The 24282-nt window shown below is 63.3% G+C and carries 25 protein-coding genes; 7 read left to right on the forward strand and 18 right to left on the reverse strand.

From position 1 onward, the window contains the following. Positions 1–3: 3 nt before the first annotated feature. Together clpS and LB569_RS07960 are read right to left on the reverse strand one after the other, a co-directional pair. The gene (gene clpS, locus LB569_RS07955) at positions 4–333 is read right to left on the reverse strand and encodes an ATP-dependent Clp protease adapter ClpS (protein WP_010909565.1); all 330 of its coding nucleotides are present in this window, start codon (positions 331–333) and stop codon (positions 4–6) included. Between the two features lie 306 nt (positions 334–639). Further along, on the reverse strand, positions 640–969 hold the full coding sequence (locus LB569_RS07960; protein WP_140701390.1) for a phasin family protein: 330 nt from the start codon (positions 967–969) through the stop codon (positions 640–642). Positions 970–1254: 285 nt separating this feature from the next. Between LB569_RS07960 and LB569_RS07965 the strand changes: the two genes are divergently transcribed. Then, on the forward strand, positions 1255–2676 hold the full coding sequence (locus LB569_RS07965) for an SPOR domain-containing protein (protein WP_224534766.1): 1422 nt from the start codon (positions 1255–1257) through the stop codon (positions 2674–2676). A 46-nt stretch (positions 2677–2722) separates the two neighbouring features. Here LB569_RS07965 and LB569_RS07970 read toward each other — a convergent pair whose 3' ends face one another. From LB569_RS07970 to LB569_RS07980, 3 genes are all read right to left on the reverse strand, one after another. Continuing rightward, a complete protein-coding gene (locus LB569_RS07970; protein ID WP_224534768.1) occupies positions 2723–3424 on the reverse strand; it encodes a DnaJ domain-containing protein in 702 nt (233 codons plus the stop codon). Between the two features lie 274 nt (positions 3425–3698). Continuing rightward, positions 3699–4136, reverse strand: a complete 438-nt coding sequence (locus LB569_RS07975; protein WP_140616375.1) for a DUF1489 family protein — start codon at positions 4134–4136, stop codon at positions 3699–3701. Positions 4137–4210: 74 nt separating this feature from the next. Beyond that, positions 4211–5614 carry an L-serine ammonia-lyase gene (locus tag LB569_RS07980; RefSeq protein WP_224691716.1) on the reverse strand — a complete coding sequence of 468 codons (1404 nt, stop codon included), beginning with the start codon at positions 5612–5614 and terminating at the stop codon, positions 4211–4213. A gap of 174 nt (positions 5615–5788) precedes the next feature. Between LB569_RS07980 and LB569_RS07985 the strand changes: the two genes are divergently transcribed. Beyond that, complete coding sequence (locus LB569_RS07985) at positions 5789–6532, forward strand: DUF599 domain-containing protein (protein WP_140701395.1); 744 nt, start codon at positions 5789–5791, stop codon at positions 6530–6532. On the opposite strand, the gene LB569_RS07990 is transcribed toward LB569_RS07985, so the two are convergent. From LB569_RS07990 to LB569_RS08015, 6 genes are all read right to left on the reverse strand, one after another. After that, positions 6481–7278, reverse strand: coding sequence for a YdcF family protein (locus LB569_RS07990; RefSeq protein WP_224691718.1), 798 nt, complete (start codon positions 7276–7278; stop codon positions 6481–6483). The two genes, LB569_RS07985 and LB569_RS07990, sit on opposite strands and share 52 nt — an antisense overlap. Before the next feature lie 28 nt (positions 7279–7306). Continuing rightward, positions 7307–8872 carry an amidase gene (locus tag LB569_RS07995; protein WP_224691720.1) on the reverse strand — a complete coding sequence of 522 codons (1566 nt, stop codon included), beginning with the start codon at positions 8870–8872 and terminating at the stop codon, positions 7307–7309. Further along, complete coding sequence (locus tag LB569_RS08000; RefSeq protein WP_224691722.1) at positions 8872–9327, reverse strand: GNAT family N-acetyltransferase; 456 nt, start codon at positions 9325–9327, stop codon at positions 8872–8874. The genes LB569_RS07995 and LB569_RS08000 overlap by 1 nt, the downstream gene beginning before the upstream one ends. 7 nt (positions 9328–9334) lie before the next feature. Further along, a complete protein-coding gene (gatC, locus tag LB569_RS08005; RefSeq protein WP_224691723.1) occupies positions 9335–9622 on the reverse strand; it encodes an Asp-tRNA(Asn)/Glu-tRNA(Gln) amidotransferase subunit GatC in 288 nt (95 codons plus the stop codon). A gap of 88 nt (positions 9623–9710) precedes the next feature. Then, complete coding sequence (locus LB569_RS08010; protein ID WP_224691725.1) at positions 9711–10127, reverse strand: hypothetical protein; 417 nt, start codon at positions 10125–10127, stop codon at positions 9711–9713. Positions 10128–10151: 24 nt separating this feature from the next. Then, positions 10152–10859, reverse strand: a complete 708-nt coding sequence (locus LB569_RS08015) for a metal-dependent hydrolase (RefSeq protein WP_224691726.1) — start codon at positions 10857–10859, stop codon at positions 10152–10154. Positions 10860–10999: 140 nt separating this feature from the next. Here LB569_RS08015 and ruvX point away from each other — a divergent pair, with 140 nt between their 5' ends. Next, positions 11000–11506 (forward strand): Holliday junction resolvase RuvX, encoded by a 507-nt coding sequence (ruvX, locus tag LB569_RS08020; RefSeq protein ID WP_224691729.1) that lies wholly within the window; start codon positions 11000–11002, stop codon positions 11504–11506. On the opposite strand, the gene LB569_RS08025 is transcribed toward ruvX, so the two are convergent. From LB569_RS08025 to LB569_RS08035, 3 genes are all read right to left on the reverse strand, one after another. Continuing rightward, positions 11424–11765: a DUF6105 family protein gene (locus tag LB569_RS08025; protein ID WP_140701402.1), complete on the reverse strand. Its 342-nt coding sequence runs from the start codon at positions 11763–11765 to the stop codon at positions 11424–11426. The two genes, ruvX and LB569_RS08025, sit on opposite strands and share 83 nt — an antisense overlap. After that, positions 11765–12313, reverse strand: a complete 549-nt coding sequence (locus LB569_RS08030; RefSeq protein ID WP_224691730.1) for a hypothetical protein — start codon at positions 12311–12313, stop codon at positions 11765–11767. The genes LB569_RS08025 and LB569_RS08030 overlap by 1 nt, the downstream gene beginning before the upstream one ends. Before the next feature lie 138 nt (positions 12314–12451). After that, positions 12452–14080, reverse strand: a complete 1629-nt coding sequence (locus LB569_RS08035; RefSeq protein ID WP_140701404.1) for a DNA alkylation response protein — start codon at positions 14078–14080, stop codon at positions 12452–12454. A 210-nt stretch (positions 14081–14290) separates the two neighbouring features. Here LB569_RS08035 and LB569_RS08040 point away from each other — a divergent pair, with 210 nt between their 5' ends. Genes LB569_RS08040 through dprA form a run of 4 tightly spaced genes read left to right on the forward strand, consistent with a single transcriptional unit; the run spans position 14291 to position 18326 of the window. Beyond that, on the forward strand, positions 14291–15271 hold the full coding sequence (locus LB569_RS08040; RefSeq protein WP_140701405.1) for an aspartate carbamoyltransferase catalytic subunit: 981 nt from the start codon (positions 14291–14293) through the stop codon (positions 15269–15271). Next, positions 15268–16554, forward strand: coding sequence for a dihydroorotase (locus LB569_RS08045; protein WP_224691731.1), 1287 nt, complete (start codon positions 15268–15270; stop codon positions 16552–16554). The genes LB569_RS08040 and LB569_RS08045 overlap by 4 nt, the downstream gene beginning before the upstream one ends. A gap of 54 nt (positions 16555–16608) precedes the next feature. Further along, positions 16609–17196 (forward strand): glycerol-3-phosphate 1-O-acyltransferase PlsY, encoded by a 588-nt coding sequence (plsY, locus tag LB569_RS08050; protein ID WP_224691732.1) that lies wholly within the window; start codon positions 16609–16611, stop codon positions 17194–17196. Continuing rightward, entirely contained in the window at positions 17193–18326 is a 1134-nt protein-coding gene (gene dprA / locus LB569_RS08055; protein ID WP_224691733.1) for a DNA-processing protein DprA, read from the forward strand. Before plsY ends, dprA begins: the two co-directional genes overlap by 4 nt. A gap of 6 nt (positions 18327–18332) precedes the next feature. Here dprA and otsB read toward each other — a convergent pair whose 3' ends face one another. The 4 genes from otsB to LB569_RS08075 all read right to left on the reverse strand — a co-directional run bounded on the left by otsB (position 18333) and on the right by LB569_RS08075 (position 24242). Next, positions 18333–19091, reverse strand: coding sequence for a trehalose-phosphatase (gene otsB, locus LB569_RS08060; RefSeq protein ID WP_224691734.1), 759 nt, complete (start codon positions 19089–19091; stop codon positions 18333–18335). Further along, positions 19091–20866, reverse strand: a complete 1776-nt coding sequence (locus tag LB569_RS08065) for a trehalose-6-phosphate synthase (RefSeq protein WP_224691735.1) — start codon at positions 20864–20866, stop codon at positions 19091–19093. The genes otsB and LB569_RS08065 overlap by 1 nt, the downstream gene beginning before the upstream one ends. 107 nt (positions 20867–20973) lie before the next feature. Then, a complete protein-coding gene (locus LB569_RS08070) occupies positions 20974–23136 on the reverse strand; it encodes a glycogen debranching N-terminal domain-containing protein (RefSeq protein ID WP_224691900.1) in 2163 nt (720 codons plus the stop codon). 44 nt (positions 23137–23180) lie between these two features. Next, complete coding sequence (locus LB569_RS08075; protein ID WP_224691736.1) at positions 23181–24242, reverse strand: glycosyltransferase family 4 protein; 1062 nt, start codon at positions 24240–24242, stop codon at positions 23181–23183. Between the last annotated feature and the right edge of the window lie 40 nt (positions 24243–24282).

Raw genomic sequence — 24282 nt, forward strand, 5'->3', positions numbered from 1 at the left:
ACCTCACTTCTTCTCCATCACGCATTGCAGCGGATGCTGATTCTGTCGGGCGAAATCCATGACCTGAGACACTTTGGTCTCGGCCACCTCGAATGTATAGACCCCGCACTCGCCCACCCCATGATTGTGAACATGAAGCATGATGCGTGTGGCGGCTTCGCGGTCCTTCTGGAAAAAACGCTCCAGCACGTGAACCACGAACTCCATCGGAGTGTAGTCGTCGTTAAGGATGAGAACCCGGTAAAGGCTGGGCTTCTTGGTTTTGGTTTTGGTGCGCGTGATGACGGCCGTCCCGCGGCCGGCCTCATTGCCGTCGCCGCCGCCGTTTTGCATCCGCGCCACTTGTCTCGTGGCAGTCAAACCTGAAGTCACGTAATCCTGCCTCTTTCGAATCCCCATGCGAGTTCAACATGTAGGTGTTCGATGGACGATTTTAAGCCCTTCTGGTTAGCTGACAATATGGCTAGGTGACCAACTTCGCTGATTTTCTTGGCGGATTTTCGCAATCGTGAAGCGGTACGCCGTCGCGGATCGGAAATTGGCATGAAAAAGCCCGGCCGCGTTTCCACGACCGGGCTTTTCCGCGCCCAAAGGGCCGGATTTGAAATTCCAGGGCGAAATCACTCGCCCGGGCGAAAATTACTTCGCCTTGGCAACGACCGATTCGAACGGCTTGTAGGCTTCCTTAGCGAGTTCGGCATAGAGGTCGCCGATCTTGGTGGCCTCGGCGACGAACGCCTCGTAGGATTGCTTGGCATAATCGGACTGAATCTCGATCGCCTTGTCCAGCGACTTGGCCGAGAACAGCTTCTCGACAGCGGCGCTGCCGGCTTCGAAGCTCTTCTTGGTGTATTCGCCGGCCTCGGTGGCGATCGCCTGCGCGCCCTTTGATAAGGAGGCGAAGCTCTTCAATCCGGTGTCGGCGAACTCCTTGCCGTATTTCGAGAAGTCCTCATAGGTCTGGGTCATTTCATACTCTCCCTGGACGGTTGAAGCGCCCTGCCCCGAGCGCCGTTGTGCAATGCATGATAATATATTGTGCGCCGCACAAAAGTCAAGAATTCAAGGGCTCGCGACCCCGCTGGCACAGGCAATGGCTAAAATTAGAATAAAGAGAGGCTCAAACCGCCAGAAAATGGTGAACGCGGCGGTTACCATAAACGGATTGGTAACGCTGCCCCGCTAGCTTGGCCGGAAGTGAGGCAGGATCCCTTTGCCGCCTCCAGCGCAACGAGAAATTCAAAGGAACTACCAGTGCGTCAGGCGTTGTCGGGCATCGTTTCCAAATCCGCGTTTCCTTTCAAAACGATCATGATCCTCGCCATGGCGATGACATTCGTCGTCGCGGGCGCAGCCTCGTCGCTGGCGGCGAAGTCGGCTGCCATCGTGGTCGATGCCAAGACCGGCAAGGTGCTCTACTCGGCTAACGCCGATGGCCGGCGCTACCCTGCCTCGCTGACCAAGATGATGACGCTCTACCTGACCTTTGAAGCGATGGCGAAGGGCAAGATCAACAGAAACTCGCCGGTCGTATTTTCGGCCCATGCATCCGCCGAGGCGCCGACCAAACTCGGCGTGAAGCCGGGCGGATCGGTCACCGTCGAGACCGCGATCCTGTCGATCGTCACCAAGTCGGCCAACGACTCGGCGACCGCACTCGGCGAAATGATCGGCGGCAACGAAACCAACTTCGCCCGCATGATGACAGCCAAGGCGCGGCAGCTCGGCATGGACGGCACGGTCTTCCGCAACGCCAACGGCCTCCCCGACCCGGGGCAGTTCACCACCGCGCGCGACATGGCCACGCTCGGCATCGCGCTCAGGGAGCATTTTCCCCAGTACTATGGCTATTTCGCGCAGCGGTCCTTTCTCTACGGTCGCCAGCGCATCAACGGCCACAACCGTCTGCTCGGGCGCATCAAGGGCGTCGACGGCATCAAGACCGGTTATACCCGCGCCTCCGGCTTCAATCTCGTCTCGTCCGTCAATGACGGCAACCGGCGTCTTGTCGCCGTTGTCATGGGTGGCACGTCGGGCGGCAGCCGCGACAACCAGATGGCTGGCTTGATCAACACCTATTTGCCGAGGGCCTCGACTCGTGGTGGCGGCGATCTGGTCGCCAACGCTGACAGCAATCCCATCAAGGCCCTTGCGAAGGTTCTCCTGCCCAAGCACGACGCGCCGACCCCCGACGAAAAGCCAGTGACCGTGGCCGAAGACGATACCGCTGTCGCGGACGACGCGACCGTTGCCCAGGGCGATAGCGAGGACGAGGATTCGGCCGAGGCCGAGGCGCCCAAGCTGGTTGTTCCGGCAAAGAAGGTGAAGACGGTCATCGTCGCCGCCCCCAAGGTCGCCACCGCGCAGGTCGTGGCCGCCTATGCCGAGCCCACGCCGGCCGTTGACCCCGTCAACACCGCTTCGGTTCCGTCGGGCTGGGCCATCCAGGTCGCGTCGTCGCCCAAGCAATCCGAAGCCCAGGCTTTCCTCGACAAGACCACCAAGCAGGCTCCCAAGGTGCTGGCCGATGCTTCCGGCTTCACCGTCGCTTTCGACAAGGACGGCGTCACCTATTACCGCGCCCGTTTCGGCGGCTTCGGGTCGAAGGACGCCGCCTGGAAGGCCTGCACCGCTTTGAAGAAGAAGAAAATCGAGTGCTACGCCGTCCAGCAATAGGACGGCGCGGCAACAATCTCCCGGAAAAATACTGCGTCGAAGGAGACTAATTGTGGTTGGAGAGCAAGACGTCCTTGGCTTCGTTAATCCGCGCCGCCAGGAAAGACGTGCCGCCGATATCGGGGTGCAGGCGCTGCATCAGGCGGCGGTGCGCCTTGCGGACATCCGCCGCGGCGGCCCCCGCTTCAAGACCAAGGACCTTGTAGGCCTCCTCCTTAGTCATGGCGCCCGGACCTGGCGCAACACCCAGCCTTTCGCCACCGTTCGTCTCAGCGTGTTTGCGCCAGACGGGAAATCTGCCGTCAAGATACGTCTCTAGCAGTTGCCGGCTCTCCGCATCGCCGGAGAGTTCGCGGTAGAGATGCTGCAACTCCGCAAGGGTCATCGAGCCAAGCATCTTGCCATCGTGGCGGCCAGCCAGGACCAGTCCTTCAAGGCCGCCCGTATCGTGATCGAGTTCCATCTCGAGTGCCGCCGTCCGCACGGTTGCGCGTTTTCCAGCAACCGGCCTGGCCTTTGGCCGGCCCGTGTGCATGGCGCCATACCAGGCGATTGCCACGAACAGGATGACGCCGCCTATGCCTTGGCGACCGACAAGGAGCACGGCGGCGCCGACCAGCGCCAGCAGGATCGGCCCCAGTTTTCTCATCCCGCTTGCCAGTTGCGCCGGATCCGCGCGGAGAAAGGCCGTGGCTGCTCCCAGGAGCACCAGCAACAACGCGACCACACCGATAATTGCGCCTAACATTTCCCGTCGCCCCGCAGATATCCTGTCCGTCTGGACAGCCGCGTGATGTCCTTCAACACTTTCTCTGCGCCAGAATCATGACCTTTACCCCAGCGGAAGAGGGCCGTCATGCGAACTGGTTCCTGCACGCCGCGAGCCATTCCGGCCCCGACAGTTCTTCATCGCGCATGGATTCAAGATGTGGCGTTGTCGCGCTGCTTGCAAGTCCAGCGCGGGGCAAGATTGAGGGCCAGAAAAGGCCAGCGCCGGAACGGGCAATCCTTCCGCCCAACGTCTAGAGCAAGCCGAGATCGGCCAGTTCGCGCCTGAGTTTCGGCGGCATCTCGACCAAGCCGGCCTTGCCCTTGCCGAGATCGGCCGGCGCGTCCGCCGGCTTCAGGTAGCGCCAGCCCTGGAAGGCGCGGCGCGGCTGCCAGTCGGTGCGCACCACCTCGGGGTCGAGCATCAAATGGCAGCGGCCGATGCCGTCGTCATCGGTAAACGGCCGGATTTCCGTGATCAATTGGCGGCATTGCACGCTGCCCTTGATGACCCAGTAGAGCGAGCCGCCGTCGGTGACCTCGTCGCCACGCGTGGGCATCATGCGGGTGGTGTGCCAGTGTTCGGCTGGTTCGCCGGCACGGCGGCGCTCGTCAAGACGGAAGGCGATCCACTCTTCGAGATCCTCGACGCTGTCGCAGCCGACGCAAAGCTTTAGGAGATTGAGAGCCATGCGCTAAGGTTTAGTCCGGGGCGCGAACGCGTCAACGGCCTGTGCGAGTTCTCCACAGTGCCAGACGTTCGTCCTCAACACTCCACGACATTGACCGCCAGGCCGCCAAGGCTGGTTTCCTTGTACTTCTCGTTCATGTCGAGCCCGGTCTGGCGCATGGTCTCGATCGCCGCGTCGAGCGGCACGAAATGGGTGCCGTCACCCTTGATCGCCAGGGACGCGGCGGTGACCGCCTTGACGGCACCCAGCGCGTTGCGTTCGATGCACGGCACCTGCACCAGCCCGCCGACCGGGTCGCAAGTCATGCCAAGATGATGTTCGAGCGCGATTTCGGCGGCATTCTCCACCTGTTCGGGCGTGCCGCCCATGACGGCGCACAGGCCGGCGGCCGCCATCGCCGAGGCGGAACCCACCTCGCCCTGGCAGCCGACCTCGGCGCCGGAGATCGACGCGTTGGACTTGATGATGCCGCCGACGGCGGCAGCCGTCAGCAGGAAGTCGCGAATGCTCGGCTGGTCGGCCTCGGGATGGAAATGCAACCAGTAGCGCAGCACCGCCGGCAGCGTGCCCGCGGCACCATTGGTCGGGGCGGTGACGACGCGCCCGCCTGCTGCATTCTCCTCGTTGACCGCCATCGCGTAGATCGACAGCCAGTCATTGGCGAGCAGCGGGTTCGGCCGGTTCTGCTGCCACTGTTCCTGCAGCTTGTCATGCAGCTGCCTGGCGCGGCGCCGCACCTTAAGGCCGCCCGGCATGATGCCGTCCTGCGACAGGCCGCGGTCGATGCAGCCCTTCATGGCGTCCCAGATGGCATCGAGGCCGGTGTCGAGCTCCTCGCGCGACATCTGCGTCTCCTCGTTGACGCGCTTCATCTCCGCGATGGAAAGGCCGCTCTTGGCCCCCATCTTCAGCATCTCGGCCGCATTCTTGAAGGGATACGGCACGCTCTTGCCCTCAGTCGTGACCGAGCCCTTGGTCTTCATCCGCTGCAGCTCTTCTTCCGAAACCACGAAGCCGCCGCCGATCGAATAATAGATGCGCTTGAGCAGCAGCCGGCCGCCGGCGTCGTAGGCATGGAATGCCATGCCGTTGGCGTGACCGGTGAGCGGTGTCTTGCGGTCGAGCACCAGATCGGTGGCCGGGTCGAAATGATAGGTCGGGTGACCGGGCGGTGAAATCCGCCTGTCGGCGGTGATACGGGCGACAATGCCGTCGGCCTGGTCGGGATCGACCGTTTGCGGCGTCTGGCCGGCGAGGCCGAGAATGACCGCACGGTCGCTGCCATGGCCGATGCCGGTATAGGCCAGCGAGCCATGCAGGCCGGCGCCGATGCGGGCGACCTTGGCGCCTACGGGGCGCGGCCAATCATCACCCGCTATCTCGTCGAGGAAGCGGCGCGCGGCCGTCATCGGCCCCATCGTGTGCGAGCTCGAAGGGCCGATGCCGATCTTGAACAGGTCGAAAACCGAAAGGAACACGTTGTCTCCTGGGGCGCGCTTCGAGGACTACATATAGGAATTCCCCCCGATGTTTCCGCTCTTTTGACAATCGCGGCGCAACGCCTGCCGACCTTGTTTGCTCCGGCAGCGACATTGGTTGTCTGTCTCTACAGCCGGTGACCGAAGCAATCGCGGGATATGGTAAGCTCAACCATGGGCGATTCCTCCTATCTGTCGACGACCGATCTCGCGGCGCTGGGCTTTTTCCTCCTCGCATGGCTGCTGCACACGCTCGCATCCGACGGCAAGCTGGTCAGCCGCATGTCCCTGACGACCGCCATGAATGCGCAACGCGAGGCCTGGATGCGCACCATGGCCGAGCGCGAGATCCGCATCGTCGATACCGCCATCATGAGCGGCCTGCAGCAGGGAACCGCGTTCTTCGCGTCCAGTTCGCTGATCGCGCTGGGCGGCTGTTTCGCGCTGCTTGGCGCGTCCGACCGCGTCATCGAGGTGCTGAGCGACCTGCCGCTCGGCGGCGTGCCGGATCGGGCGGCTTTTCAGATCAAGGTGCTGGGGCTGGTGCTGATCCTGGCCTTTTCCTTCTTCAAGTTCGGCTGGGCCTACCGGCTGTTCAACTATTGCTCGATCCTGATCGGCGCCGTGCCGATCCCGCATGGCGAAGCCTCGCGCAATCCGGTCACCGAGACGGCCGTGTGGCGCGCGACGCAAATGAACATGCTGGCCGGCAAGCATTTCAACTCGGGCCTGCGCGGCGTCTTCTTCTCGATCGGTTATCTCGGCTGGTTCGTCGATCCGGTGGTGTTCGTGCTGTCGACGCTTCTGCTGCTGGCCGTGCTGGTGCGGCGCCAGTTCTTCTCGGCGGCGCGGCGCGCCGTCATCGGTCAGCCGCCTGGCGCAGGAAACGGCCGGTCTATGCGCCCGGAAAGCCAATAGGCGAACAGCCCGATCCACTCGCGGACCGCCATGGTCGTATTTTCGAGCGAGTCGGCCGCATTGTCCCGGAACAGGCCGACGCCCTCCTTGCCAGAAGTGCGATAATCGACCGGCCACGGAACGGTTGGAAAGCCGGCCTTGTCGAACAGCGCCTTGGCGCGAGGCATGTGGAAGGCCGACGTCACCAGCAGCCAGGTCTCGCCCGGCTTGGGTTCGACAAGTCCGCGGCTGAAGACCGCATTCTCGTAGGTGTTGCGGGATTTATCCTCGAGAACGAGGCGGTCGGCCGAAACACCCAGCGCGCCAAGCAGGCGCGGCGCGGTGTCGGCGTCGCCCTCGCCATCGAGGAAAAGCGAACCGTTTCCGCCTGACACGACCACTTTGGCCTGCGGGAAGCGCCGGGCAAGGATCGCCGTCTCGACCATGCGATCACCGCCGCTGCTCAATTCATAACCGCCACGCGCGAGGTTGATGGCGCCCTCGAAGCCGCCGCCGAGCACGACGATGCCGTCGATTTTCGCCGGCAGAGGCGGCTTGGGGAAGCGTTCCTCCAGCGGATTGAGCATCATGGCGCCGAGCGACGTCCAGGCCGACAACGCAAGGATCAGAAACGCCAGCGCACTTCCGGTGACGGCAAGCCGCCGCCGGCCGGTCACCCCGGCGATCAGCCCCGCCAAAAGCAGGAAGATCGTCAGGTTAAGCGGCTGGATGAAGAACCAGAAGACCTTGGAAAGATAGTAGAACATCGCTCCTCCCTCGAGACGGGCGAAATCCTTACCACCATTTCTCCGGCTGGAATGTGCCGGCCGCCTGCTCGATGACGGCGGCGGTCTGGAACAGTGTCTCTTCCTCGAACGGCCTGCCGATCAGCTGCAGGCCGAGCGGCAATCCTTTCGGATCGAGGCCCGCGGGCACGGCGATGCCCGGCAGGCCAGCCATGTTCACGGTCACCGTGAAAATGTCGTTGAGGTACATCTTGACCGGATCGGCGGCCATGTCCTCGTCGGCGATGCCGAAGGCGGCCGACGGTGTCGCCGGGGTCAGGATGACGTCGACGCCGGCGGCAAAGACGTTTTCGAAGTCGCGCTTGATCAGGTTGCGCACCTTCTGCGCCTGCAGATAGTAGGCGTCGTAGTAGCCGGCCGACAGCACATAGGTGCCGATCATGATGCGGCGCTTGACCTCGCGGCCGAAGCCGGCGGCGCGGGTCTTCTCGTACATCTCGACGATGTCCTTGCCCGGCACGCGCAGACCATAGCGGACGCCGTCATAGCGTGCGAGGTTGGAAGACGCTTCTGCGGGCGCGACTATATAATAGGCCGGCAGCGCGTATTTGGTGTGCGGCAGGGAGATGTCGACGATCTCGGCGCCCGCATCCCTGAGCCAGGCAATGCCCTTCTGCCACAGGGCCTCGATCTCTTCCGGCATGCCGTCGACCCGATATTCCTTGGGAATGCCGACCTTCATGCCCTTGATCGGCTTGCCGATCGCGGCCTCGTAGTCCGGCACCGGCCGATCGACGGACGTGGTGTCCTTCGGGTCGACCGAGGCCATCGACTTGAGCAGGATGGCTGCGTCGCGCACGTCACGCGCAATCGGGCCGGCCTGGTCGAGCGACGAAGCGAAGGCGACGATGCCCCAGCGCGAGCAGCGGCCATAGGTCGGCTTGATGCCGACGGTACCGGTGAAGGCGGCCGGCTGGCGGATCGAGCCGCCTGTGTCGGTCGCCGTCGCGCCGGCGCACAGGAAGGCCGAGACGGCGGTCGCCGAACCGCCGGACGAGCCGCCCGGCACCAGCTGCGCATTGTCCAGGCTGCGCTGGGTTTTCGTGCCGCCAGCCGATACGAAGCCGCCGTCACCCTGATGCGTCGTCGGCATCACCACCGTATCGAGGCGCGAACGCCGCCAAGGGTTGATGACCGGACCGTAATAGGATGTCTCGTTGGACGAGCCCATGGCGAATTCATCCATGTTGAGCTTGCCCAACATGACAGCGCCGTCAGCCCACAGATTTGATGTGACGGTCGATTCATAGCGCGGCTTGAAGCCGTCGAGCACGTGGCTGCAGGCCTGGGTATGGACGCCCTCGGTGCCGAACAGGTCCTTGATCCCGAGCGGAATGCCTTCCAGCGCGCTGCCCTCGCCCTTGGCCAGCCTGGTGTCTGATGCCTTGGCCATGTCGCGCGCCTTATCGCCGGTTACCGCGACATAGGCATTGAGCGCCGGATTGGCGCGGTCGATAGCCGAGAGATAGCTTTCCGTCAGCTCGGTCGCGGTGATTTCCTTGGCGCGCAGCTTGGCGCGGGCCTGCGAAATCGTCAGTCGGGTCAGGTCGCTCATCAAAGGCTCTTTTCGTAAAACACCGACCACTCGGAATCGGGATAATCCAGCACCGGCCCGCAGCGCGAGAACCCGGCACGTTCATAGACGGCCCAGGCGGCGGGATGGCGATCGCCGGTCTCCAGCACCAGCCGCTTCAGCCCTTCCCGCCTCGCCAGCGCCTCGACCCGCTCGACGATCCTGGCGCCGATCTTGCGACCACGATGCGAAGGTCGCGTGTACATGCGCTTGACCTCGCCGACGGCGTCGCCATGGCGCTTCAGCGCCCCGCAGCCGATGGCGATGCCCTCATCGCGGGCGATGAAAACGGTGGTGTCCTGGCCGGCCATCTGCTCGACCGTAAGATGATAGCAGTGCTCCGCCGGCGTCAATTCCAGCAAGGTCTCGTTGAGTTCCTTGACCAGGCCGCGCACGTCGTCCTGCAGCGGTGTTTCGACGGCGATCTCGATTGCCATCGGCGCCTTACTCCACGACCTTCGGCACGAGGAAGAAATTCTCGTCGGTCGCCGGCGCGTTGGCGACGATGTCGGCCGCCTTGTTGCCGTCGGTGACGACATCGCCGCGCTTCTTCATCTCCATCGGCGTCACCGACGTCATCGGTTCGATGCCGGAAACATCGACCTCGTTCAGTTGCTCGACGAAGCCCAGTATGGCGTTCAACTCGCCGGTCATGCGTGCGGCATCCTCCTCGCTCACGGCGATGCGGGCGAGATGCGCGACGCGCTTCACTGTCTTGACATCAACGGACATGGACTTGCCTCGGGGAAAACCAGTCCGGGCTATAGCGGCGCGGCGCGCGGCGCGCAACATGCGCCGGCCGACAATCGGGCAAACAGCTTCATGGCAGGGCAATGCCTTCGCACAGATAATAGCTGCCGCTGTTGCCGCTCGCCTCGCTTTCATCGTCGATGGGCCGGACCGACACGAGATCGACCTGCGTCGGGTTCATCTGCGTCACCGACAGGACATCGGGAAAGACATAGCCTGGCTCCTGGCAGATGGCCGTCACCGCCCAGCTTGGCGAGCGTGTCGCCTTGCTGATCTGCAGGAACTCGCAATTGTATTCCACGCCTTGCAGGCCCTTCTTCGAAAGAACGATGTTGCCGGCATCGATCAGCGTCTGCAGCGTATCCTTCTTGGCTTGCGCGCAAAGTTCCTCCGACTGGAGATAGACGCCTTCGATGAAGTCATCGGCGGCAAGCGCGGGCGACGCCGCGACAAACATCGATACGCAAAGAGATCGCCCCAACGCCATGGATTTGTTCCGCTTTGACCATTTCTAGATGGTAATCGTCTGACCGATCCGCGGCAAGGCCACCTTGACGCCGGACCCTTCCATGCCGGCTTCGAACTTCTCCGGCGTCGGATCGATCATCGGAAACGTGCCGAAGTGGCAAGGGATGACCGTGTCGAACTTGAAGAAGCGGCGGCAGGCAAGGGCCGCCACGGCGCCGCCCATGGTGAAGCGGTCGCCGATCGGCACGATGCCGATCTTCGGCTCGTGCAATTCGTTGATCAGCGCCATGTCGGAAAAGATGTCGGTATCGCCCATGTGGTAGAGCGTCCTGTCTTCCGGGAAATGCAGAACCAGCCCACCGGGATTGCCGAGATAGACGTTCTTGCCGCCGTCTTCGCCAAACGAGGAGGAGTGCAGCGCCTGGACGAAGGTGGTGGTGAAGCCGCCGCAATCGACGGTGCCGCCGATGTTGCCGGGATTGATCTTATCGCCGCTGATGCCCTTGCCGACCAGGTACATGCAGATCTCGAAATTGGCGACCAGTTGCGCGCCACTCTTGCCAAGCACTTCGACGGCTCCGCTGATATGATCGCTGTGTCCATGGGTCAGCAGGACATGCGTGATCCCTTCGGCCGGTCCTTCCCATCCGTCTGTCCAGGACGGGTTGCCAATCAGATAGGGGTCGATGAGGATCTTCGCGTCACCGGTTTCGATGCGGAAGGCCGAGTGGCCGTACCAGGTCAGTTTCATGAATGCATTTCCTCGATTTTTGCCTTGCCACAGGATAGAACGCCGATAGCCCTGAGATCAAAGGGTATCGAGATCAAAGGGTATAGTGTCGGCCACGCATGCGGAAAGATGCGTGCCGCCGAAAAGACGAAGGAAATCCGTTGGCTGTCATCACGATTGAGCAACTACCGGCACGGCTCGCCAACGGCACGACCCTGGCGGGGCTCGATCTCGGCGACAAGACGATCGGCGTCGCGGTTTCCGACCGGGGTTTCTCCTTCGCTCATCCGCGTCCGGTTATCATGCGGAGGAAATTCTCGCTCGACGCCGCCGTCCTTTTGGCGTTGCTGAAGAAGGAGAATGTCGGTGCGGTGGTGATCGGACTGCCGATCAACATGGACGGGTCGGAAGGCCCGCGCGCGCAGAAGTCGCGCGCCTTCGTCCGCAACATGGCGCAACTGAGCGACCTGCCCTTCGTGTTCTGGGATGAGCGGCTATCGACCGTCGCGGCCGAAAGGACGCTGATCGAAATGGACTTCTCGCGCGCCAAACGCGCCGGCAAGATCGATTCGGCGGCGGCCGCCTTTATTCTGCAGGGAGTTTTGGACCGGCTTCAGTCGCTCGATGCAGCCGCTCGAACGGAATCGGACCCGTCCAGCGCCGCCTGATCCAGCCGAAGATCTCGCGGCGCCTGCGAAACGCCCATATCGCCATCAGCAGCAGGCCGTCGAACACGCAGGCCTTCGCCACCATGCCCGGGATGATGGCGGGATCGATGCCGAGCATCTGCCCGTAGAGCTGGAACACGAAGTCGTGCAGTTGGCGCGTCAGCATCACATAGCCGAAATTCATGTCGTTGAGCGACAGGTAGAACCAGCCCCAGAACAGCGCCATCGGCGCCGCCCACAACGCGAAGATGTAGCGCATCAGCGGCCTCCCTTCCTGGCCGGCCCGGCACGGCCCGATATCAGGGATAGCAGTGAGTTATGCGCCGCGGCTTTTGCCATGTTGTGCGCCGTGGCGTGGAAATCGTCCTCATCCAATGCGGCTACCGAACGCCGTTCGGCGAGCATCGCGACATAGGAGGCCAGAAGTGCTGCCAATTGCACGGCCACCACCATGAACAGGCCGTTGATGCCCTGGGCCGCGCCGCCGATCAGGATCACCGACATTAAGCCAGAAGCAGAGATAAAGGCGATACGAACGACGCTGTCGGCGCCCGAGCTGGACGCGTCGCTGATCAGCGAATCGACAAAGGCCCAGAAGAACAGCACCGCCACGACCAGCAATGCGGTCGCCAGCGGAGCGACCACGACAATGTTCTCCAGATTGACGGCGCGCGCGCCCTCGGCGGTCACACCGAGTAAGCCAAGCGCCGCCGCCACACCTCGGTTTCCGTCGATGCAGACGAGCGCCAACAGGGCGAAAACGATCGCCCAGTGCGCCGACAGAAAGGAGGTCAATACGTGTCGCATCGTGATTCCTGTTTCGCCAGGAATGACAGTGGGCTTTGCGCTTCGCCGTCGCAATCGAAACCATTTGTTAAGGTTAACGGCGACGACAGGCCCGGTGAAGGCTCCATCGACGCGCCTCGAAAATGGATGGCGTCGCGGTCAGTTCACCGGTGGGTAGAGCGTATCGATGATCATGCGGGCGTCGTGACGGGCATCGAGCATGCCGTAGGTGTTGCGCCATTGGCCGGCGAGCCGCGTCTCCACGAAGGCATCGGCAATTCGCCCTGCCCCCAGCCGGCGCAACTCGGCGGCCGCGGCCGACAGCGCCAGTTGTTCCGTCAGCAGCCGAGCCGAGCCCTCGTCCGTCGAAGCCACCTGCATGGCCGCCTTCAAAACGCCAATCGTGCCGCGCCCGCCGGCGCCAAGGTCACGGTCGATGCCGGCCAGCACTTCTTCGAAGAGGCCCGGCGCGCGGCCAAGCACGCGCAGCACATCGAGCGCCATCACATTGCCCGATCCTTCCCAGATCGCGTTGACGGGCGCCTCGCGGTAGTAGCGGGCGAGCGGCGCTTCCTCGACATAGCCATTGCCGCCGAGGCACTCCATCGCCTCGTAGAGCAGCGGCGGCGCGATCTTGCAGACCCAGTATTTGACGACCGGCGTCATGGCGCGGGCGAATGCCGCCTCGCCGCGATCGCTCGCCGCCTCGTCGAAGGAACGGGCCAGCCGGAATGACAGGGCGGTCGCAGCGGCGACATCGAGCGCCATGTCGGCCAGCACGCGCTGCATCAAAGGCTGTTCGATCAGGGTCGAGCCGAACACCTGGCGATGGCGGGCATGATGGATCGCCTCGGCCAGCCCCGCCCGCATGATCGCCGAGGACGCCACCGCGCAGTCGAGGCGCGTCAGCGTCACCATGTCCATGATCGTCTTCACGCCGGCGCCGGGCTCGCCGACCATCTCGCCGATGGCGTTGACGAATTCCACCTCGGAAGACGCGTTGGAGCGGTTGCCGAGCTTGTCCTTCAGCCGCTGGAAGCGAAAGCCATTGCCCGACCCGTCGCCGAGCACACGTGGCACCAGGAAGCAGGACAGCCCCTCCGGCGCCTGCGCCAGCACCAGGAAAGCATCCGACATCGGCGCCGACATGAACCATTTGTGTCCCGTCAGGCGATAGAAGCCGTTGCCGACACGTTCCGCCCTGGTCACATTGGCGCGCACATCGGTGCCGCCCTGTTTCTCGGTCATGCCCATGCCGAGCGTCAGTCCGGTCTTCTCGACCGGCGGCTTCTGGCCCTGGTCGTATTTGCGCGTCGTCACCCGCGGCGCCCATTCACGAAACAGCTTTGGGCTGGCCATCAGCGCTGCCAGCGAGGCGCTGGTCATGGTGATGGGGCACAGGTGCCCGGTCTCGAGTTCCGCCGTCAGGTAGAAACGGGCGGCCCGCACCTGATGGCGGCGGCCGATCTCGGCGTCGCCATTTTCCCAGACCGAGGAGTGCAGCCCGTTGGCCACCGAGCGGCGCATCAAGGCATGGTAGGCAGGATGGAATTCGACCAGGTCGATGCGCCGTCCCTGGCGATCATGCGTCCTGAGTTTCGGCGTCTCGACATTGGCCAGGCGCGCCAGTTCCTGCGCTTCCTGCGTGAGCACGAAACGGCCAAGCCCGTCGAGATCCTTGCGCACCGGATCCGAAAAGCGCTCGGCAAGCTGGATCAGCAACGGATCACCTCGCCAGGCGTTGCCGCCCGTCAGCGGCGGCGGCTGGTTCGTTACGTCGTCGGTCACGCCCAATCCTCTATCGGTAGAAAGGCCCTTATCGTCCGAAAGCCACGAATCCAAGGCCATCGGCTAGATATAGCCAAGCGTTGCCGCGCGCGCGATGAAAATACCGGCCGGTTTAATCGGCTATCTACACGAAAAAATTGAGGAGAACGGCCCCAATCCGAGGCAGGCGCTTGCGGGCGCGAAATCCGCACCCTATAGCAGCCCCTTGAGATGACCGACGCTTCGTCCCTGCCACTCTATCCTCACCGCCATCTTCTGGGCATCAGCGATCTTTCGCCCGCCGACATCGAGCTGTTGCTCGACAGGGCGGATCGGGCCGTCGCGATCTCGCGGCAATCCGAGAAAAAGACCTCGACGCTGCGCGGCCGAACCCAGATCAACCTCTTCTACGAAGCCTCGACCCGCACGCAGTCCTCGTTCGAGTTGGCCGGAAAGCGGCTTGGCGCCGATGTCATGAACATGTCGGTGGCGAGTTCTTCGGTGAAGAAGGGCGAAACGCTCATCGACACCGCGATGACACTGAACGCCATGCGGCCCGACATATTGATCATCCGCCACCAGTCGGCGGGCGCCGCGGCCCTTCTGGCGCAGAAGGTCGGTTGCTCGGTGGTCAATGCCGGCGACGGCGCCCATGAACACCCGACACAGGCGCTGCTCGACGCGCTCACCATTCGCCGCGCCAAGGGTCCGCTGTCGAAGCTGATCGTGGCGATCTGCGGCGATATCCTGCATTCGCGCGTGGCGCGCTCCAACATCATGCTGCTCAACGCGCTTGGCGCACAGGTGCGGGTGGTGGCGCCCTCGACGCTGCTGCCGTCGGGCATCGACAGGATGGGCGTGATCGTCTGCCGGTCGATGGCGGAAGGCCTCAAGGACGCGGATGTGGTGATGATGTTGCGCTTGCAGCGCGAGCGCATGGAAGGCGCGTTCGTGCCGTCGGTGCGCGAATATTTCCGCTATTTCGGCCTCGATGCCGAAAAGCTCAAGGCGGCCAAGGACGATGCTCTGGTCATGCATCCTGGCCCGATGAACCGGGGGGTCGAGATCGCCTCCGAAATCGCCGACGGCCCGCAAAGCGTCATCCAGGAACAGGTGGAGATGGGCGTCGCCGTGCGCATGGCGGTGATGGAAGCGCTGCTCGATCCCCGTCGTAATCAAGAGGGCCGTAATCAAGAGGGCCGCGGCGCATGAGCATCACGGTCTTTGAACGTGCCCGCATCGTCGACCCTTCGCGCGGGATCGACGAAGTGGGCTCCGTCATCGTCGATGGCAAGAAAATCGTTGCCGCGGGCAAGGCGGCGCTGAACCAGGGCGCCCCCGACGGCGCCACGGCAATCGACTGCGCCGGCAAAGCGATCATCCCGGGTTTGATCGACGGCCGCGTCTTCATCGGCGAACCGGGCGGCGAGCATCGCGAAACCATCGCTTCGGCAAGCATCGCCGCGGCCGCCGGCGGGGTGACGTCGATCGTCATGATGCCCGACACCGACCCGGTGATCGACAATGTGGCGCTGGTCGAATTCGTGCTGCGCACCGCCAAGGATACGGCTGTCGTCAACATCTTTCCGGCCGCCGCCATCACAAAGGGCCTCCACGGCCGCGAGATGACGGAGTTCGGCCTGCTGCGCGAGGCGGGCGCCGTGGCCTTCACCGATGGCCGGCACACCATATCGAGCGCACTGGTGATGCGCCGCGCGCTGACCTATGCCCGCGACTTCGGCGCCACCATCGTCCATGAAACGCAGGATGCCGACCTCGGTTCGTCGGGCGTCATGAATGAAGGCCTGTACGCCAGTTGGCTCGGCCTTTCCGGCATTCCGCGTGAAGCCGAATCCATCCCGCTCGAGCGGGACCTTGCGCTGGCGCGGCTGACGCGCGGTTCATACCATGCGGCAAAGATCTCGACGGCGATGGCCGCAGGCGCCATGGCGCGGGCTAAGGCCGATGGCGCGGCGGTGACATCGGGCGTCTCGATCCACAATCTGTCGCTCAACGAAAACGACGTCGGCGAGTATCGCACCTTCTTTCGCCTGACGCCGCCGCTGCGGGCCGAGGAAGACCGGCTGGCTGTCATCGAGGCGGTGAAGGACGGAACGGTCGACATCATCGTCTCCTCGCATGATCCGCAGGATGTCGACACCAAGCGCCTGCCCTTCGCCGATGCGGCAGCAGGAGCCATCGGCCTCGAAACCCTGCTGGGCGCGGCCTTGCGCCTCTACCACAATGGCGATGTGCCGTTGCTCAGGCTGATCGAAACCTTGTCCACCGCGCCGGCGAGGCTTTTTGGATTGCCAGGCGGCACGCTGAAGCCGGGTGCCATTGCGGACCTTGCGCTTGTCGATCTGGACGAACCCTGGATCGTCAGTGAAAGCGGCATTCGTTCGCGCTCGAAGAACACCTGTTTCGAAGGGGCGCGGCTGCAAGGCAAGGTCTTGCAAACGCTGGTGGCGGGCCGCACAGTGTTTTCAGCCTGAACCGGCAGTGGCCATGTCACGTCGGGGATGGTTGGGGGAAATGCGGGGGAACCAATGACTTACGGCCTGATCCTGGCACTGGTTTTCGGCTATCTGCTGGGCTCGATTCCATTCGGCCTGCTGCTCACCCGCGCCGCTGGCCTCGGCGACGTGCGCAAGATCGGTTCCGGCAATATCGGCGCCACTAACGTGCTGCGCACCGGCAACAAGGGGCTTGCCGCCGCGACCTTGCTGCTCGACGCGCTGAAAGGCACCGCTGCCGTTTTGATCGCCGGCCATTTCGCGCCCGAGACGGCGGTCTGGGCCGGCCTTGGTGCCTTTCTCGGTCACCTCTTCCCTGTCTGGCTGGGCTTCAAAGGCGGCAAGGGCGTCGCCACCTATCTCGGCGTGCTGATCGGCCTCGCCTGGCAGGTGGCACTGATCTTCGCCGTCGTCTGGCTGGCGGTGGCTTTCTTGTTTCGCTTCTCCTCCCTGGCGGCGCTGGTCGCGGCCGTCGTCGTCCCGATCGCCCTCTATTTCATGAGCACACCCCAGATTGCCGCCCTGTTCGTGGTCATGAGCATCATTGTTTTCATCAAGCATAGAGCCAACATCTCGCGGCTGCTTGCCGGCACCGAGGGCAAGATCGGAGCCAAGGGGTGAGCGAACCGGCCGCAGGGCCGCGTCTCAGCGATCGCCAGCGGCTGAGCTGGCTACGGCTGATCCGTACTCCGAATGTCGGCCCGGCCTCCTTTCGCGACTTGATCAACCGCTTCGGTTCGGCGGAAGTCGCATTGGAAATGCTGCCGGAACTGATGATCTCCGGCGGCGCCAACCGGATCGTGCGCATCCCTTCCATTGCCGAAGCCGAGGCCGAGATGGAAGCCGCACGACGGATCGGTGCACGCTTTGTCGGCATTGGCGAGGCAGACTATCCGCCGTTGCTGCGCAGCATGGACAATCCGCCGCCGCTGCTGGCGATCAAGGGCAATGCCGCGGTGTTCCGGTTGCCTGGGGTCGCGATCGTCGGCGCGCGCAACGCGTCGCTTGCCGGCATCAAGATGGCGCGCATGCTGGCCGCCGATCTCGGAAGGGACGGCTACGGCATCATCTCCGGCCTGGCACGTGGCATCGATACGGCGGCGCATCAGGGCAGCCTCTCGACCGGTACGGTCGGAGTGCTCGCCGGCGGGCTCGACCTGCCCTACCCGCCCGAAAATGCCGGCCTGTGCGATGACATTGCCGAGCGCGGCGCCATCCTATCGGAAATGCCGTTCGGCTGGCAGCCGCGCGCCCAGGATTTTCCGCGCCGCAACCGCCTTGTCGCCGGTGCTGCGCTTGGATTGGTCGTGATTGAAGCAGCGCAGCGCTCAGGCTCGCTGATCAGCGCCAGGCTTGCCGGCGAGATGGGCCGGCTGGTCTTCGCGGTACCCGGTTCCCCACTCGATCCGCGCGCCGTCGGAACCAATGGCCTGCTCAAGGACGGCGCCACGCTGGTGACGGAAGCTTCAGACATTTCCCGGGCGATCGCGCCGCTGACCGGAATGCGCGCGCCCGAGGTGCCGCCGTTTGAAGATCCGCCTGACTTTTCAGCCACCCCGCCACCGGGCGAGAGCGACCGCGCCAAGGTGATCGAGACACTGGGGCCGACACCCGTGCCAGTCGATGAAATCATTCGCCACACCGGTCTGCACCCCGCCCAAGTCTTCATGGTGCTCCTGGAACTTGATCTCGCCGGCCGCCTCGAGCGTCACGCCGGCGGCAATGTTTCTCTTGTTTTCGGGGAAGGCTGAGCCGCCTCAGCGGACCTGAGCGAGGCTTACCGCACCCAGCCAGGCCAAGGCCTCGTCCACGCCGGCAAGCGTGTATCGAGCCGCTGTCGGCCCGCGCGGTTTGATGCGGATCGAAATGCCGTCCATCTCATTGACGGCCTCGAACCCATTCTCGTCGGACGTGTCATCGCCCAGAAACACTGGCCGCCTCCCCTCGAAAGCCGGCAGATCCAAAAAGCGCCTGATTGCCGCGCCCTTCGCTGCCTCCAGCGGCATCAATTCAACGCCGGCATTACCCGCCAGCACCCGATATCCCACGGGCAACCTCTCCAGCGCCTGTTCGACCAGTTGCGTCGCGCGCTGCAACAAGTGCGGCGCCGCGCGTGTGTGGATTGCCAGGATCGGACCCTTGCGCTCGATATAGACGTCCGCGCTGGCCAGTTCCGCTTCGACTTCCTCGGCAAGCGCGGCAATATCGGCCGGCTCGCCAGCCGCCTCCACCGGACCGTCACGCGTGAGCCTGTGCTCAAGCCCATAGAGCCCGGCGGCGCGCAATCTTAGGGGCTGGAAGAGATGGTCGACCGCGGCGATCGACCGTCCCGTGATGAACGCCAGGGCTCCGTCCAATTGCAATTCGAGCCCCGCCAACAGCGTACGCAACCCATTGCTGACAACCACGGCATCGGGATGCGCGGCATGTTCCAGAAGCGTGCCGTCAATATCCAGGAAAAGGCACCACTGCCCTCTGGGGACTTCAGGCGCGGACAGTTTTGGCAAGGACAACATCACAGTGCCGCCACGCGTCTGCGATCAAGCAGCGATATCACATTGCCTGATGACGTCGGGGCCGCGCCGACGGCGCGATCGACCGCAACGCGTTTGCGCAAGCGCGCGGCATCGAGAAGCATGCTGCCTGCCCACCGATAGACATTGTTCTCGCGAACGATCTCACGCATCCGTTGCATGCGCTGCCGCTGCTCATCCGCCGACATCGTCAAAGCCTGCAACAAGGCGTCTCCCATCATCGTGGCGTCGTAGGGGTTGACGATCAGCGCCTCCAGCAATTCCTTCGAGGCGCCGGCGAACATGCTCAGCAGGAGGACGCCTTGTTCGTCATCGCGCGCCGCGACGAACTCCTTGGCCACAAGGTTCATGCCATCATGCAGGCTTGTGACCATGCACACGTCGGCGGCCCGGTAGATTTCGTAGACCTGATCCTGGGAATGATGTTCCGTCACCATCAGGACGGGAGTGTAGCCGTCACGGCCATAGCGCAGGTTGAGGTCGTCGGCTTGGCGCAGACATTCCTCGTGCAGCTGTTGATATGCGGGCAAGCTTCCGCGGCTGGGGGCCGCTATCTGCAGGAAGGCGACCTTGCCAATCCATTCCGGATGAAGCGTCAGCAGCTCATCGAGTGCGGTAAAGCGATCGAGGATGCCCTTGGTGTAGTCGAGACGTTCGACGCCAACGCACAGCCTGACATCATCCGCCAGCCCGAATTTCTCACGAACAAGCCGGCGGCATTGCGCCACATCGGGCAGCTTGGCCTGTCGCGCCGGGTCCCATTCGATCGAAATCGGATAGGCATGAACCAGGCTGATCTGGCCGCCATAGGAGATCGCGGAATCCTCGCGCTCGATCCTGCTCTCCAGGAAGCGGTCGACGCTGTCGATGAAGTTGTTGCAATGAAACTGCGTGTGGAAGCCGACGATTGAACTGCCAAGCAGCCCTTCGAGAATCTTCTCGCGCCACGGGCAGATGCTGAAGACCTCGGAGTTCGGCCATGGAATGTGCCAGAAGGTAATGATGATCGCTTCCGGCAGGCGCTCCCGGATCATCCGCGGCAACAACGCGAAATGATAGTCCTGGACTAGAACGATCGGCCGTTCGTTGCGGGCCTCGGCGACAACCGTCTCGGCGAATTTGCGATTGACCGCCTCATAGGCCTCCCAGTCCGAAGCGCGGAAGGTCGGCCGGGTGAAGGCAATGTGGCACAGCGGCCATAGCCCTTCATTGGCAAAGCCCAGGTAATAGCCCTGCAGTTCTTCCTCGCTCAGCCAGACGCGGCGCAACGTATAGGAAGGATTTTCCGGCGGCACCTCGACGCGGTCATTTTCATCGACGACAAGTGCATCGGCCGAGCCGCCTCCATAGGCGATCCATGTGCCGGCACAGGCGCGCGTAATCGGCTCCAGGGCCGAGACCAAGCCGCTGGCGGGCACGACCAGCTGGATTTCGTCGCCGTTGCGGTTGTGGATATAGGGTTCACGGTTCGAGACCACGATCACCTGCGCGTCCGGAAGTTCCTTCGCCAGAATGTGACGCAAGGTTTCCGGCGACCATTGGACGAGCGCGGCGGTAGCGGATTGCCCATTCTTTTCGAATTCCGGCAGCGGACTGCGAGCGGGCCCTGCTTCGAGGCGAGTGCGCTTCGCGTTTCTGGCCCGATTCGCCCGCGAAATCGCCAGGGTCAGGGCGATGCACAAGGTACCGACAATTGCGATGATGAAGAGCCACGTTGCAGCCGAAGGGACGACCAGATACGAACTGTTGTCGGGCATTTCGAATTGATTACCTTTCAATGCGATGCGGCAAATCCACCGACAGGAACTCCAGCATCCTTGGCATGGCAATCCAACGTTCCGGACCCCATGATGGTTCCGATTTTTCAGCTCCTGACCACCAGAGGGACCAGACCCTCATGCGCATCGGCGAGGAAGGCGCCGACACGATCTCCCACGCGTTGAAACGTCAGATCCACCGCCACGTCTCCTACCGAGAGATGGCGAAGGACGAGGTTGTCGATACCGATCGGCAAGCGCGGCTGGGTCACGTGAATTTCGTTGGTCCGGCCGTCGATCTGGAGGCCCAGGCAGGCCTGCATGAGCATGAAGGCGGAGCCCGCGGACCAGGCCTGCGGCAGGCAGGCCACCGGATAGGCGATCGGCGCTTCGCCGGCCGCGCGCGTGAAACCACAAAACAGTTCGGGCAGCCGCATGTTGAAGTGAACCGCGGATTCGAAGGTTCCGCTCATCAACCGCACCACGCTGTCGCGGATCCCGTATCGTGCCAGTCCGGCCGCGCAGATCGCGGTGTCGTGCGGCCAGATCGACCCGTTATGATAGGACATCGGATTGAAAAAGATCGCGTCGTCGGCCAGCGTTCTCAGTCCCCAGCCGGAATGGAACGAAGCCGACAGCAGCTGGTCGGCGACCATGCGTGCGCGATCCGGACTGGGAAGGCCGACATAGAGCAGGTGACCGGCATTGGACGTGCGCACCTTGCAGGGCTGGCCATCGCCATCGATCGCCAGTGCATAATAGCCGAGGTCTTCGATCCAGAAGTGACGTTCGACGTGTTGGCGAATGGCATCCGCGCGCACTTCCCAATCTTGCGCCCGCTCCTCTTCGCCGCGCAACCGCGCAAGCTTTGCCAATCCCTGGAACGCCGCGAAGACGTAGCCCTGGACCTCGACCAGCGCTATCGGTCCTTTTGGAAAGCGGCCGTCGGCATGGAAGACGGAATCGAAACTGTCCTTCCACCCCTGGTTGGCAAGCCCTGACTCCGCGGCGCGCTGGTAGGTGAGGAACCCTGTGGGACGGCTCGCTGTTTCGATCCACTCGGCCGCCGCGCACAGCGATGGCCAAAGGCTGTCGATGAAAGCCGTGTCTCCCGTGCGGTCGGCATAGGCGCAGGCGAGATGGATGTAGAGCGGCGTCGTGTCGACACCGCCATAGTAGCGGCCGAACGGCAGTTCGCTGAGCGCCGCCATCTCGCCCTTGCGCGTCTCGTGCATGATCTTGCCGGGTTCGGAATCGCTGAAGAGAGAGGTCTCGGTCGCCTGGTGCTGGGCGAGAAACGCAAGCACGCCGCGGGCCAGGCCTGGATTGAGCCAAAGCATCTGCAAGGCGGAAATCACCCCGTCCCGGCCGAAGGCGGTGGAAAACCATGGAATGCCGGCATAGGGGTAAGGGCCGGTCGCCAATTCCGTCGTGAGCAACGCCACGTCCGCGCGGGCGCGTTCCATCCAATCATTGAAAACACGGCCCGAACTGTGCAGCGTCGCGCCATGCCGCCGCTTGGCGCGCATGCCGAAACGGGCGCGGGCGGCGGCGGCCCGAAACCGGCCGCTTTCGGGCCGGTCTGTCGTCTCGCCGCCCACTTCCACGTAAAGCGTCTGGCTGCTGCGCTTGGTGATCGCGATGAAGAAATCCGCCCGCTCGGAGGTCAATTGATCGGGCGTCTGCGAAAACGATATCGCGGACGTGCGCACCACCTTGTCCAAGCCTTCGTAGCGCAGCAAGACCGAGTTCCGATCGATCTCGGCCGTGTGGGCAGTTCCTCGCTTGGGACGCGTCGAACCCCGAACCTCGAACATGTCGCGAAAATCGACACCGAAGCGCAGCGACAGAAGGACGGTCGAATGCTCCCGGCTGTAGTTGGAGAGCGTTATGCGTTCATACAGTCTTTCCTGCCACAGCAGTCTGACCCGCTCGATATGAAGGGCACCTTGCGGAATCTGGCGGCCAGCGGCGCTCTCGATCGGCAGGTTGGTCAGATTGCTCGTGAACAGGACGTTGTCCTGGCTAAGCGATGCGCCAAGCAATGAGAGCGACCGTCCGCCGACGGTCAGGCGAAATTCGGAGAGCATCCGCGTGTCGTCACGGAAGAAGCCGTCGCCGGCGCCGCGTATGTCGCCATAGGCATCGGCGACGGCAAAGCAGTCACCGTGCTTGAGGGCGTAAAGCCGATGCGGCTCCCGGGGCGCGGTTTCGTCGAGTGAAGCCAGTGCGATTGCAGGATCGAGCTTGCGCTCGTCGAGTTGGGTAATGGTCAAGAAGATTGTCCCGTGTTGGTTTCCGAACGGGTGAAGGTCTACGAAGCTCTGCTTTCTTCGAGACCATCGCTCAGCCGCGAATAAGCCGCGACATAATCCCTGGCCATTCTGTCGGCCGAAAACCGCCTTTCGAAGGCGGTTCTTATTCGTCGCCTGTCGAGCTGCAGGAGAGCAGGCATCGAGGCGACGGCATCCTCGATGGTCTCGACGACAAAGCCGGTGGCCCCATGATCGATGATCTCGGGCATGGCGCCGCAACTCCAGGCCATGACCGGGGTTCCGCAGGCCATGGCCTCGATCACCGCAAGCCCGAAGGGTTCGGGCCAATCGATGGGGAACAGCAAGGCAGCCGCATTGCCCAAGAACCTGGCCTTCTGGTCCTCGCCGATCTCGCCGACATATTGGACCCGGTCGCCATCGATGAGCGGCTGCACGACTTCCTCGAAATAGGCGCGGTCGCCATCGCCGACCTTGGCGGCGAGCTTCAGTTTCAGGCCGGTGCGGCGGGCAATCTCGATCGCCCTATCCGGCCGCTTGTCGCGCGACATTCGGCCGAGAAACGCAAGGTAGGTCCCGTCCGAGCCCGCTTCGAAATCGGGCTCATAAAGCCCAAGCGGCAACCCGTGATGGATTGTCGCAAGCCAATTGGCGGACGCGAACCGCGCCCGCTGGCTGCGGGATATGGAAATCATGGGGAACCGCGGAAACCGGTCATAGGCCTGCGCGAGATCCACGTAATCCAGCCTGCCATGCGGGGTCGTCACCGTGCGTTGCGGCATATCGCGGAAAAACGGGAAATGCAGGAAATGGCTGAGATGGAAATGAACGACGTCAAAATCGTCGGCGCGTTTCCTCACCTCGTCGAGCATGGACAGATGCGCCGCGATCTCCGACTTCAGCGGGCGGGGATCGAGACGAAGCGCCCTTTCGCGGCACGGCACGAGCTTGGCCGAGGTCTTCGTATCGCCGCTGGCGAACAAGGTCACCTCGTGGCCGAGGTCGACGAGCGCTTCGGTAAGGTATGAGATGATGCGCTCGGTACCCCCGTACAGTCTTGGCGGCACCGATTCGTACAGCGGCGCGACATGGGCGATCTTCATGTCCCGGCGTCCCTCAATAAGCTGGTCATAGAGCCAAAAT

The organism is Mesorhizobium sp. BH1-1-4 (assembly GCF_020165665.1).
GTDB lineage: Bacteria > Pseudomonadota > Alphaproteobacteria > Rhizobiales > Rhizobiaceae > Mesorhizobium.